This window comes from Lactobacillus sp. MRS-253-APC-2B, assembly GCF_012843675.1.
Lineage (GTDB): Bacteria > Bacillota > Bacilli > Lactobacillales > Lactobacillaceae > Limosilactobacillus > Limosilactobacillus pulli.
The window spans coordinates 109,110-121,135 of record NZ_JABAFO010000004.1; the positions used below are offsets into that span (position 1 = coordinate 109,110).

Genomic DNA, 12,026 nt, shown 5'->3' on the forward strand with positions numbered 1-12,026 from the left:
TCATGTGATCTTCAAACCGACTTTTTTTATATCTTTTTAAATTGTTGTTCATTGAATCCAGTCACTGCGCATGGTTGAAAAACAGGATAAATCGTCAATAAGCGTTCGATCAAGACTGAACTTGAGTGGTAAAAAATTAATCAGGAAGTCAGCAAGCCATGCTAAAATAAAGCGCGAAGAAACGGATTAGGAGGGATGAGATGACCCCAATTGAGCAACAAGTATGGGACGCGTTAACCGCTGTAATTGACCCTGAGCTTAGCGTCAGCATCGTTGACCTTGGCTTGATATATGAAGTTGAGGTTGATGACCAAGGCTGCTGCAGTATCAAGATGAGTTTAACGACACCTGGCTGTCCCTTAAGCAGTTTTTTACAAAATGACATCGAAAGGGCCGCTAAAAAAGTGCCAGCCATTCGTGATGCTCGCGTTCAGCTGGTCTGGTATCCAGTCTGGAGCATTGCCAGAATGTCATCGAAAGCACGCCGTCAGTTAGGGATTGGAGGAAGCCTGCATGACCAGCAAAACCGTTGATTTTAGCCAGCCAGTATATGATCTTGCCCAACAGGATCCTGATTTTGTCGCTATTATGGTCGAAGCCGGCTTTGATAAAATCAAAATTCCAGGGATGCTTGACACTGTTGGCCGTTTCGTCAATATCAATCGGGGCTGTCTAGCGATGAATATTGATAAGCACCTTGTAATCGACACTTTTAAACGACATGGGTATGAGGTGATTAACCATGACTGAACAGCATAATCTCCATCAGCGTCAGCAGCAGCTGGTTAAGATTCTGACTTTTTTAAGCAATGGTGGCGACTTTAAGCAGGCCCAACAATTGTTTGATCAAGAATTTGCCAACGTTGACGTAGCTGAGATTACGGCAGCTGAAAGACAGCTGATCGCCAATGGTTTGGATCCGCGTGAGATTCAAAAATTATGCAACGTACATGTGGCACTGTTTAAGGATGCCATCACGCCAGGCAAACCGAATGCTGCTTTTGAAACTCCTGGGCATCCTGTCTACACGCTGAAACTGGAAAACAAGATTATTGAGTCCTTGATCAACGACGAGTTGCTGCCTTGTCTTAAAAAGTGGCAGCAAGACGGCAGTGACAATGATTATCTCCAACGAATGCGGCATGCTCTAAAAGATCTGCTGACCATCGACCGGCATTATGCCAGAAAAGAAAATACCTTGTTTCCATTAATGGATAAATATGGCATTACGGCACCGCCTAAGGTTATGTGGGGCGTTGATGACGGCATTCGCGGATATATTAAAAAGGCCAACCAGCTGGTCAATCAGCAGCCACTGCCTGATAAATACGCCATTGAGGCCGCCGTAGAACAAGCCGCTCAGGAAGTATTGGCCATGATCGTTAAAGAAGAAGACATCATGCTGCCCATGTTGGCTGAGGTTGCCACACCTGCTGACTGGGCCCGTGTCAGAGAAGATGAGGACGCAATCGGCTATACGCTGATCTCAACGCCAATCAATTGGCAGCCGACCAAGCAGGAACTTGCTGACGCGGCAAACAAGCCCACCGACTCCACACTGGGTCAGCAGTTTAATGAAATCGCCAAACAACTGGCTACCACTGACGCGCAAGTCAATCGAACCACTCAGCCAAGTGAGCAGGGGACTTCAACAATGACGCTGCCCGTTGATCCGCAAGCCAGAATTGACCTGGCAACTGGGCAGCTGAGTCCAGAAGAATTGATCGCGATCTTTAAACTGCTCCCGGTTGATCTGACCTTTGTCGACGCGGCTGATCAAGTACGCTGGTATTCAGATATTCCCGATCGCATCTTTCCCCGCGCTAAAAGCGTAATCGGACGGTCCGTCTATAATTGTCATCCTCCTAAGGCACAGCCTAAGGTAAAAAAGATTTTAACCAGTTTTCATGCAGGAATCAGTGATCGAGAAGAATTCTGGTTCAACCTGCATGGCGAGCGTTTCATTCATCTGCAATACATTGCCGTTCGCCGTGAAGATGGCACCTATTTGGGATGTCTAGAGATTGGCCAGGATGCCACCTACCTGCGCAGCCTCAAAGATGAAAAACGCCGCTAGGATCTAGTCGACAGCTAAGCCAGAAAACACAGCTATAGAATATCTTTTAAATATTTTACATAATATATAAAAGGTAAAAATAAAAGCGAATCCTGCTCACAATCCCATTATTTTACGGGCATTGAGATTAGGGTTCGCTTTTTTTAGTACTTAGAAAAGGCTTGCCGAATCTTGGCGATATCTTTAGTCTGGGTCAGACAAAGCATCAGCAGAATTCTGGCTTTATAAGAGGTGAGGGTGTTGACCCCAATGAAGTGATCGTTCGGGTCAAAAATCGGTTCGTCAAAAACGATTGAATTTGATACCCGTGAGCTGCGCACGACGACCACGCCCTGTTCAGCCAACGCGTCCAGTTTCTGGCGCCAGGCTTGAGAATAGTTGCCGCTCCCGGTTCCAATTACTACCAATCCATCGCAGTCTTGTCCCAGTCGTTCTAAAATCTCAGCCGGGGCCCCAGCGTAATAGACTGCCACGCCAACCTTAGGTAATGCTGAATATTCAAGCTGCGAAAACTTGGAGTGAATCGTGTGTTTTGATACCGGCCGACTGGTAATAAAGACCTCGGCGTCACGCATGTATCCCAACGCGGCATGATCGTTCAGACTGCTGAAGGCATCGATTTTATAGTTGTTGATCTTGGCAATATCGCGCGCCGAGTAGATCGTACTGGAAAACAGGCAGACCACGCCGCAGTCATAGGTCTGATCATCTGCTGCCAGCGCAACGGCTTGGTAGATGTTGAAAGGACCATCAGCACTGGTAGCAGTTGCCGGCCGCATTGCTCCCGTCAAAACGACTGGCTTGGCAGTATTGACCGTTAAGTTTAGAAAATAGGCGGTTTCTTCAATCGTATCGGTACCGTGTGTAACCACGATGCCATCTACATCATCACGAGCGGCCTGCTGATTGATGGCCTCACGCAACTGCAGCCATTTTTGCTCGTTCATTTCATTGGAATCAACGCTCATTAAAGAAATCATTTCAATGTTGGCCAATTTTCTCAGTTGGGGCACGCTCTTTAAGATATCAGCCACCGCTACCGTTCCTGCCCGATATTCAGTAGTCCGGCCAGCTTCACCACTGCCGGCAATCGTACCACCAGTTGCAATAATCATGATATTCTTCAAAATCTCACATCCTTGAATTGATTGATGGTTTTAATGATACAAGAAAGGCGTGAAAATTAAAAGTCTTTAATTTTTACATAATATTATAGACGTTAATTATTTTGCATTAACCAGCTGTAACTCCTTAAATCTGCCTGATGAACAGCTAAAAATCAACAAGCCGATTTTTCAAAATAATCATATAACAGTCTTACGTGTTTTTCTGTCAATCAAAAACCTTGATTTAACGGCATTTATGGCGGTTTTGTGTAAGATTCTTTTATCAAAAGTGTCTTACAATTATCGTTTTAACACTAAAAATCAGCCCAAAACAGGGTAAATGCAGAATTCGGCTCTCAGACGCACTGAAATTAATCTGCGTGGGTAGTTGGTCATTTGAATGCGGCTGAGTGGCGATTATCGGATGAGCGTTTCGCGAGTCCTTTGGCTAACTGTCTTAAACGCGTCCAAGCAAGAATAAGTTGCAAATTTGTAATTTTGGGAGACCAACTTTAATTGCTAACAGATGGCTACAATCCGACTGCAGGATTTTAAGGAATGGTGAGGTAGCCATCTTCACGTCTAAATTATGTACCTGCTGAATAAAATAGGTATCTCGGCGAAATATTACGTTCTATATATTATGTAAAGTTACTAATAATAAAAATTCTGCCTAGCCATGGCCAGACAGAAGCTTACTTAATTAACTTTGTGGAGCTTGGTTTGCCTGCTCGCTGATTTCCCTTAGCGCTGCTTTTTGTTCTTTCTGATCAACGTGCGTATAGAGGTCGGTAGCTGAGGTGCCTTTTTGTCCTAATTGCTGAGAGACCAAAACCTGATCCTTGGTTACGTCATACAGCTCTGAAGCCAAAGTGTGGCGCAGTTTATGCGGGGTCAAGGGATGGCCGAATGCGGTTGAATATTTTTTAACCATTCGTTCAATGGCATTGGCCGTGATTCGCCGCGTTTTTCCTTGGTAAACCGTCAAAAAGAAGGCTTGATCCTTTTTGGTGGCCCCATAGCGCTGAGCTCGCAGATCACGGTAATCTTGAACATATTTGACTGCCCATGGAGCAATCGGCACACTGTCTTTTTGACCACCTTTGCGCGTGACATCAAGCATCTGCTGTTGCCAGTTGATATCATTGACATTGACGTTGGCCGTTTCTGAAACGCGGATTCCGGTTCCCAAAATCAAGGCTACGATGGCGATATCGCGTTCCTTGTTACGTCGATAGGCCGGCAGCGAACGCTTGTCACAAATCTGTGGGTAGCGGTTTTCGATAAAATCAATGAAGTCAAACTTCATCTGACCACGATACATATGCGCGGCCAAAGCGTGAGCACGATAGTTCAAGGTTTTGGTATCATTGAGTGAACTGATTTTTAACATTACGTTGCGCTCAAAGTAAGGCTCCCCATCATTGTTATCAGCCGTCACCGTCAAAAACTTAAACAGACTGCGTAAGGCATTGATGGAGCGGTTGATCGAAGTAGGGGAGTTGACACGTCCTTGCGCATTGGTGGTGTGACGTAGATGATCAATGTAGAGCATGATATCATCACGACGCAAGTGTTCCAAAACCGTGGTGGGAATTTCTTGGTTAGACTTGGCGTCAACCAGGCCGCTGGCACGCAGCCAGTCCATGAATCGGCGAATCTCAGTCAGATACTGATAAGTCGTCGTAATGGCATGATTGGTTCCAAGGCGGTATTCATTAACGTAATCTGGGAGCCGCGACAGTTCCTCATCGATCAGTTTCAAATACTTATCGGCTTCCATTTGTTTCCTCTTTTCTATTTGTTTCTACTATATATAGTATCAGATTTGCCAGAAAGATTCTTGCTAACTTTTGAGCATGGTTTGACATAAAATACGGAAATCGGTAAAGTAAATATTGAGATTGGTTTGACCACCAACTTGTTTGATAAGGGAGTAATCTAAGATGGAGAATAAACATTTAAAACAATCAGTCTTAACGGCAGGGGTGATCGCTGGCGCGGCTGTTTTTGGCGGTGGCTGGCAGGAGGCTCATGCCGACACCGTCAACAATTCAACTGCGCAAATTATGACGGCTAATCCGAATACTACGGTTTCAACCACCGATGCGCAATGTGCCGTTGCCAGCGCGCAGGCCGCCGTTTCTCAAGCTCAGCAAAGAGTCAATTCAGCTTCTGCCGCCGTGGTCTCGGCTTCAGCAGCTGTTAATTCGGCTTCAGCAGTTCAAAACAGCGCGGCCAGTGCAGCTAATGCCGCGCAGAGCAATTATGCTATTGCCAGTGCGGCAGCTCAATCACAAATGCCGTCCAGTGCTGAACAGGCAGCCACTTTAAACGGCAGTACGATTGACATCAAAAATGCCAATTTAAGCATGTTTGACAATTCATCATCTGATGCGTCAGCCAATGTTAAGAATCAGATTGGCGAGGACAACGTTACCGAAAACTGGCATTTCAATCAAGCAACGCAGAAATACGAAATGGATCCTAGTCTCAAGGATGCCTTAACCGTTGTACCAACACTGGATGATGAAAGCATGACGCTTGATCCAACCAAACTTACGCTGGCTCAGCAAAGCGAGATCAACAATTATGTGGCCGCTTTGATCAATCAGATTCGGGCTAAATTTGGGCTGACTGCTTGGATTTACAACGATATGACGCTGGCCCAGGCATTAGCGATCGTTAATTACGCCTATAATGATCCAAAATGGAATACCAATATAACTCGTGATCATAATCGTGAAATGGTATTTAACACCGTCAATTATGAATACGGTGAGGGAATTGACTCCGTAAAGGCTGATTGGGAAAATATTGGTCTGATGAGTGCTAATGAAAAACAACCTGATGTTATCAGCCGAATCGTTAAGACCATGGGCGATTTAAAGCGGGCTACCACGGTCTCAATTTGGGACATGCTGTTTAACGATGCCCATTCGCAAAACAGTCATGCCAGAATGCTGCTGAGCTCCAACACTGAATACGTTGGCGTCGCAATGGACAACTATGGAGTCTTACATATCTACGGACTGATTCCATCGGCACTGCAAAAGGTCAATGAAACACAGACGGCTTTAGCCAATGCCAATAAAGACGTTGAAACGCAAAAAGGAAACCTGAGCAATGCGGAGAAAGAATTAAACGATGCCGTCGATGGCTTGAACAAAGCACAAGATGCCTTAGAGAAAGCCAATCTGCTGATGGCGATTGAAGCCGTTGCCAAGGATACGACCCAGACATCATCTTCGCAAGACGCCAATTCCAGCACCAAGACGTCAACCAGCAAGTCACAAAAGCAGAACAGCCTTAAAGACGTTACGGTCAAGGCAACCAGTGAGCCAACAAAGGTCAGTCAGGCTAAGCACGGCAACAGCCAGCTTTTAAGCACCTCTAACGCCATTACGACTGCTGAGCCATCGATTCTGGAACGGCTCCTGCCACAGACCGGCAATCGCAATGGTTTTGGCCTGACGATTCTGGGAATGCTGATGGGGATGCTGAGTTTTGGTTTCTTAGGTCTGCGCAAGCGCCGCTACTAATCGGGATATTAAACTATTCTCAACCAAATTGGAAAAGGAGATCGTCATGTATCGCTATATCGCAACTGATGTCGATGGTACCATGCTTGACAATCAGCATCAGCTAAATTCCGTCGCTTTGAATATGGCGTTAAGTAAGCTGCAGCAGCAGAACGTTTCTTGGATCGTGGCTAGTGGTGACAGCTATCGATTTTTAAAGAAGTGTTTTGCGCCTTGTCCATTGATTGACACGTTTATCTCAATCAATGGCGCACTGATCGTTAAACAGGGGAAGGTTGTTTTTGAAAAAACGCACTCCAAGTCGCAGGTCAATGAGCTGATCAAGGCTGTCAACGCATTGCCAGTCGCGCCAGATGTGATCCTGCTGACGGGTTGGAACCATACCTGGGGCACTAGAATCTCTGATCTGAACGCCTGGCCATTTGGCATCAATATCGATTTCATTGATGATCTGACTCAGGTTGACGATAAGATCTATAATGTTAATCCAATCTGGCTGAACGATCAAGTCACGCCAGACCAGATCCGCGGTTTTGCGCAAGACATGATCAGCCGCTACCCAGTTTATGCGACCTATAGCGGTTTTGGCTGTATGGATGTCTTACCATTAGGCGTTAATAAAGCTGCTGGATTAAAAGAGCTGATTATCAATGACGATCATGATCAGCTAAAGAGTGTCGTAGCCTTTGGCGATTCATCAAACGACCGTCAAATGCTGCAAGAAGCCGGTCTGGGCGTAGCCATGAAAAATGCCAGCCCTGATATTTTAAAGCTTGCCAACCGCGTCACCAGTTATGATAACGATCATGACGGCGTATTACGCGAAGTTCAGTCCATCTTCAATCTATAGTGATCACTAAATCAAACAGGCCCAGCGTTGCTGCTGAGCCTGTTTTTCATTAAGACGTTATTTAACAAAGAACGCGGTTGGCGCCAAGGCTTGATCCAATTCAGCCGTTGTTAGACGATCACCAACCAGTTCACGAACCGGACGTTGTTCTTTTAAGGCTTTTTTAACCAAATGACTGACAGTTTCATAGCCTAAAAGCGGGGAAAGGGCAGTTGCGGCTTCCGCGGAAGATTCAACCATCTGCCGACAATGATCCACGTTTACGGTAATTCCCATTAAGCAGTTCTCGTTAAGCGTTTGCAAGGCACCATTTAACAAGCGGGCATCAGCAAACAAGTCAAAGAACATCACCGGTTCAAAGGCGTTGAGTTCCAATTGTCCGGCTTCGGCAGCCATAGTGATAGTCGCGTCATGACCGATCACCTGGTAGGCAGTCTGGGTTACGAATTCAGGGATGACAGGATTGACCTTACCCGGCATAATTGAAGAACCGGCTTGACGCTGTGGTAGATTTAGTTCACCAAGACCGTTTTGTGGACCCGATCCCAGCAGACGCAGATCATTGCACATTTTAGAAAGATCAACGGCCAATGACTTGTAGGCACTTGAAAGCTGAACGTATTCATCAGTGTTCTGCACGCCATCAATCAAATCTTCACAGCCTTTTACCGGCAACAGCGTAGCATTCTGCAGCTCCGCGATTACGTTTTCGAGATACTCATGCGTGGCAGTCAAACTGGTCCCAATTGCCGTTCCGCCCAATGGCACTGTCAACAGCTGATCACGGGCAGCTTTAAGGCGTTTGAGGTCACGTTCCAACAGTGAGGCATAGGCATGAAACGAACGGCCAAACGTAGTTGGAATTGCATCTTCTAATTGAGTACGCCCCATTTTAAGCGTGGTTTGGTATTTTTGGGCCAGTTGTTTGAGCGTCGCAATTACTTTTTTCAGCGTTAGCGACAGACGATCCGTGAGCTGAATCATCGTTAGGTGGCCCGCGGTTGGGTAGGTGTCGTTGGTTGATTGTGACTTGTTGACGTCATCGTTGGGGTTGACCAGTTGGTAGTCGCCTTTTTGTCCATCCAGCATCTCAATCGCCCGGTTGGCAACGACTTCGTTAACGTTCATGTTGGTACTCGTGCCAGCACCGCCTTGAATCGCGGGGATGGCGAATTCATCTTCATACTCCTCAAAGTGTGCCAACAGATCCTGGCAGGCTTTGACAATTGCCAGTGGAACACGCTCATCATCCCAGCGGCCTGCTTTTTGATTAGCTCGTGCACAGGCCAGCTTAACGCGCAGAAAGTTCTTGATCAGTTCCCGATCATTGATGCTGCTGACGGCTGGAAAGTTGCCGCGAGCTCGGACGGTATGAATGCCATAATAGGCAGTTTGAGGGACGCTTTGAATGCCAAGTGAATCGTGCTCTTTTCTCATTATTAACACACCTTTCAAAAATCAATCTGCTTTCTCTTTATGGTTTAAGACTTTATCACCAGCCATCTGACATGTAAACCAATTTAGGAAACAAACGAATAATTGCAAGTTTTATTCGATTTTAGTTGTTAAAAAAAGAAAAATCAGCTTATTTTTATGATTATTTTAATTATTCTTTGAATTCTATACTTGATTTATCGACTTGAATTAAACTAGACCAATTAAAAACAGCACCGTCTTAAAGCCCAGACGATGCTGTTTTGATCTGCATTATTTTCCCCATAAGAAATTGATCAGCAGAGAATCAACCTGTGAGTTGCTGTGTAATTTGCTGTGCTGAGCCCGAGAACCTTTAATTTCATGCTCGGTATACGATTGGGCAACTGGCGACACCAGGTAGCGCAGCGATTTAGATGAGTTGTTTGGTACCGTACCATCAGAATTCGAGCCATCCTGCAGATTACCATAGATATTTAAGATATTGACGCCAGTTGGATACGTCGTTCGCAGCTTGGTCAGCTCACGATAGAAACGATTGGTCACGGTCGGCTTGCCATCCGCAGTCAGTTTTGACGATGCCTCGTCCTCGCCATTCAAGCCATTGAAGTGTCCGGCAATGTCAACCTGTTTTTGCAGTTTAGGCAGCTGTTTGCTGTGGGGATGATCCAAGAGGCAGTACATAATGTCCATATTGCCCATTGAATGACCAACCAGATTCATCTTTTTAAAACCCCATTTTTGCTTGGCCGCGCTCAAAACATTGAAGGCCCACTGACCGTCAGTATGATAGTTGGTTTCCCGCGAGTTTTCATAGTTGACCTCAATAATCGGATTGATGGCGTTGGCCTTGATCTGACCATGAAAAGTAACCTTGCCAGACCGATCGACATTCGCCCAGATAATCGTATTGGTCGCTCCAACTCGTTTTGCCGCGTTAGCCATATGTTCTTCAGCATGGCGGCTGCTGCCATAACCATGAAAAAAGAAGGTTGGCGTCTTGGATTGAATAAACTGCTGAGCTGCCTGGGCTCGCTGCCACCAGCAAATTCCACTGCCAATTATCGCCAATCCTAAAATCGCCAGCAGCAGCCACCGCCACTTTTTAAAAAGAAATCCGTGCATTTTTAAGTCTCCCAATTTGAATTTCTTCTAGCATAGTGGTTTTTAGACACTAAGTAAAATATCTTTTACTGTTGATAGGATACAGATTTAAGCAAAAAAGATGATCATTGCTGTTTATGACCCTTGACAAAACCAATCATCAGACCGCCTTGCTCGGCATAAAAAGTGCACAGTCCACGGCATTTGCTAATTACTACGCTAGCGTTGGGATACTCAGCCAACAGCAGCTGTCGGAACCGTTCGGCAGCCTCTTGATTTTGTACGTGATCGATTCTAACCGCGCCACCTTGATAGCCTTTTTGTTCCATCTGAGTGATCAAAGCCTGAAAGCATTTCTTTGGGCCACGTGCCTTGGTCAGCATTTTGAAGCTACCCTGATCAGCCGTACCGATCACGCGCAGATTCATCAAGTGCGCGACCTTAGCCAAGACGGGGCTGATTCGACCGTTTGCCGCCAGATTATCCAGTGAGCCCAGCGCAAAGATCAACTCAACTTGCGATCTAAATTCATTTAAGGACATCACGACCCGCTCAAATGACTGACCACTATTGATCAGCTCGGCCAGTTTTTCGGCCATCAAATGCATTGCCGGTCCAGCCGAAAGCGAGTCAAAAACATGAACCCTAGCACTAGGATGAGCTTCAAGATAAATTGCCGCGGCCTGCTGAGCGGTGTTATAGCTGCCCGACATTTTGCCAGTAATCGTCAAGACGTAGATTTCATCAGCATCTCCATAGGCGGCCAGCCACTGAGCCAGATTGGGACATGAAGAGGTGGATGGCTGACTCGTTTGCTGCAGAGCCGCCGTAAAAGCAGGCAGGTCAAGGGCTTCATCATCAGACCAGACTTGACCTTCAATTGTCAGGGTAAGCGGAACATTAACGCATTCAACGTTTTTGATTGATTTTTCCAGCAGATTGGCGCCGGAGTCAACTACGATCTTTTTCATTGATAGTTACCTCGATTACATTACCGGTTTTTCAAAAACTCTTTACTTGAAGTTTAGTTGATCCGATTTCCAACGTCAAGTTTTTTAAAAACCGCAAAGAGAATTTAAGATACTATTAGTTTAATTATCAAAATTTTAAGCTATAATATTTTTTGACTGAATTATGAAAGGAAAACACAATGACTCGGAGAGAACAAAAAATGGCCCAAGAGCTAAACAATTTTAGCCTGCCACGCTACCAAGAACTACCAGATGTTGGCCTTTATCTGGAGCAGACGACTAATTACCTGAATCAGTGTCTTTGTCCATTAGGCGATGTTAAGCTGACCAGCTCCATGATCAGCAACTATGTCAAGCATGGTTTGATCTCACGGCCGCAAAAGAAGCTTTATCAAACAGAGCAGCTGGCTGAGCTGATGTTTATCGCTGTGGCTAAAAACGTCCTGCAACTGGACAATCTAAAACTTGCCATTCAGATTCAGCGACAAAGCTACGATACGCAGACGGCCTATGACTATTTCTGTGAAGAGCTGGAAAACGTCTTAAGATACGTATTCGGGTTGCAGGATGAGCTGGCAGTAGTGGGCCATGATGATACCGAACAAAAACACATGCTGCGCAATCTGATTATGACGGTCAGCCACAAGGTTTATCTCGACAAGTATTTTGAAACCTTGTCTGACAGCGAATCAACGCTCCGAGTGCCAAAACAGCCACATCAATCACGACCATGACAATGAAAGAAGCGTTCGGTCAGCAATCATAACATTTAAAACTTTCTCAAGCAGGACTATCATGCAAAAACTCCTGCATAAAAATATAACAAAAAGCAATACCTAGTTAACGAGCTGGCAATCAAGAAGCAGCCAGCTAGACGTGCCAATCAGCAGTTCAGGCAATCGTCAAGAAATCACAAATGCTGGATCGGGTCCAGTTTGGATG

The 12,026-nt window shown here is 45.6% G+C and carries 11 protein-coding genes; 6 read left to right on the forward strand and 5 right to left on the reverse strand.

Features of this window, described 5'->3' with window-relative positions; all coding sequences use genetic code 11:
* Positions 1-200 precede the first annotated feature (200 nt).
* The 3 genes from HF864_RS03615 to HF864_RS03625 are packed head-to-tail and all read left to right on the forward strand — an operon-like array spanning position 201 to position 2,077.
* A complete protein-coding gene (locus HF864_RS03615; RefSeq protein WP_169461743.1) occupies positions 201-533 on the forward strand; it encodes a metal-sulfur cluster assembly factor in 333 nt (110 codons plus the stop codon).
* Entirely contained in the window at positions 514-750 is a 237-nt protein-coding gene (locus tag HF864_RS03620) for a DUF1858 domain-containing protein (protein WP_169461744.1), read from the forward strand. Before HF864_RS03615 ends, HF864_RS03620 begins: the two co-directional genes overlap by 20 nt.
* Positions 743-2,077 (forward strand): DUF438 domain-containing protein, encoded by a 1,335-nt coding sequence (locus HF864_RS03625; RefSeq protein ID WP_169461745.1) that lies wholly within the window; start codon positions 743-745, stop codon positions 2,075-2,077. The genes HF864_RS03620 and HF864_RS03625 overlap by 8 nt, the downstream gene beginning before the upstream one ends.
* A 143-nt stretch (positions 2,078-2,220) precedes the next feature.
* On the opposite strand, the gene HF864_RS03630 is transcribed toward HF864_RS03625, so the two are convergent.
* Positions 2,221-3,204: an asparaginase gene (locus HF864_RS03630; RefSeq protein ID WP_169461746.1), complete on the reverse strand. Its 984-nt coding sequence runs from the start codon at positions 3,202-3,204 to the stop codon at positions 2,221-2,223.
* Between the two features lie 682 nt (positions 3,205-3,886).
* Entirely contained in the window at positions 3,887-4,966 is a 1,080-nt protein-coding gene (xerS, locus tag HF864_RS03635) for a tyrosine recombinase XerS (protein WP_169461747.1), read from the reverse strand.
* A gap of 163 nt (positions 4,967-5,129) precedes the next feature.
* Here xerS and HF864_RS03640 point away from each other — a divergent pair, with 163 nt between their 5' ends.
* Positions 5,130-6,725, forward strand: coding sequence for an SEC10/PgrA surface exclusion domain-containing protein (locus HF864_RS03640; RefSeq protein WP_169461767.1), 1,596 nt, complete (start codon positions 5,130-5,132; stop codon positions 6,723-6,725).
* A gap of 46 nt (positions 6,726-6,771) precedes the next feature.
* Positions 6,772-7,575 (forward strand): HAD-IIB family hydrolase, encoded by an 804-nt coding sequence (locus HF864_RS03645; protein WP_169461748.1) that lies wholly within the window; start codon positions 6,772-6,774, stop codon positions 7,573-7,575.
* A 57-nt stretch (positions 7,576-7,632) separates the two neighbouring features.
* Here the strand turns inward: HF864_RS03645 and HF864_RS03650 are convergent, their stop codons facing one another.
* The 3 genes from HF864_RS03650 to HF864_RS03660 all read right to left on the reverse strand — a co-directional run bounded on the left by HF864_RS03650 (position 7,633) and on the right by HF864_RS03660 (position 11,084).
* A complete protein-coding gene (locus HF864_RS03650; protein ID WP_169461749.1) occupies positions 7,633-9,012 on the reverse strand; it encodes an aspartate ammonia-lyase in 1,380 nt (459 codons plus the stop codon).
* Between the two features lie 270 nt (positions 9,013-9,282).
* On the reverse strand, positions 9,283-10,134 hold the full coding sequence (locus tag HF864_RS03655; protein ID WP_169461750.1) for an alpha/beta hydrolase: 852 nt from the start codon (positions 10,132-10,134) through the stop codon (positions 9,283-9,285).
* Positions 10,135-10,238: 104 nt separating this feature from the next.
* Positions 10,239-11,084, reverse strand: coding sequence for a DegV family protein (locus HF864_RS03660; protein WP_169461751.1), 846 nt, complete (start codon positions 11,082-11,084; stop codon positions 10,239-10,241).
* 179 nt (positions 11,085-11,263) lie between these two features.
* Here HF864_RS03660 and HF864_RS03665 point away from each other — a divergent pair, with 179 nt between their 5' ends.
* Positions 11,264-11,818 (forward strand): DUF1836 domain-containing protein, encoded by a 555-nt coding sequence (locus HF864_RS03665; RefSeq protein WP_240936866.1) that lies wholly within the window; start codon positions 11,264-11,266, stop codon positions 11,816-11,818.
* The last annotated feature ends 208 nt before the right edge of the window (positions 11,819-12,026 follow it).

Excerpts from the sequence above, each read along its gene's own strand:
- HF864_RS03615 (WP_169461743.1), top strand. The coding sequence starts at position 201 with ATGACCCCAATTGAGCAACAAGTATGGGACGCGTTAACCGCTGTAATT.
- HF864_RS03620 (WP_169461744.1), top strand. The coding sequence starts at position 514 with ATGACCAGCAAAACCGTTGATTTTAGCCAGCCAGTATATGATCTTGCC.
- HF864_RS03625 (WP_169461745.1), top strand. The coding sequence starts at position 743 with ATGACTGAACAGCATAATCTCCATCAGCGTCAGCAGCAGCTGGTTAAG.
- xerS (WP_169461747.1), bottom strand. The coding sequence starts at position 4,966 with ATGGAAGCCGATAAGTATTTGAAACTGATCGATGAGGAACTGTCGCGG.
- HF864_RS03640 (WP_169461767.1), top strand. The coding sequence starts at position 5,130 with ATGGAGAATAAACATTTAAAACAATCAGTCTTAACGGCAGGGGTGATC.
- HF864_RS03645 (WP_169461748.1), top strand. The coding sequence starts at position 6,772 with ATGTATCGCTATATCGCAACTGATGTCGATGGTACCATGCTTGACAAT.
- HF864_RS03650 (WP_169461749.1), bottom strand. The coding sequence starts at position 9,012 with ATGAGAAAAGAGCACGATTCACTTGGCATTCAAAGCGTCCCTCAAACT.
- HF864_RS03655 (WP_169461750.1), bottom strand. The coding sequence starts at position 10,134 with ATGCACGGATTTCTTTTTAAAAAGTGGCGGTGGCTGCTGCTGGCGATT.
- HF864_RS03660 (WP_169461751.1), bottom strand. The coding sequence starts at position 11,084 with ATGAAAAAGATCGTAGTTGACTCCGGCGCCAATCTGCTGGAAAAATCA.
- HF864_RS03665 (WP_240936866.1), top strand. The coding sequence starts at position 11,264 with ATGACTCGGAGAGAACAAAAAATGGCCCAAGAGCTAAACAATTTTAGC.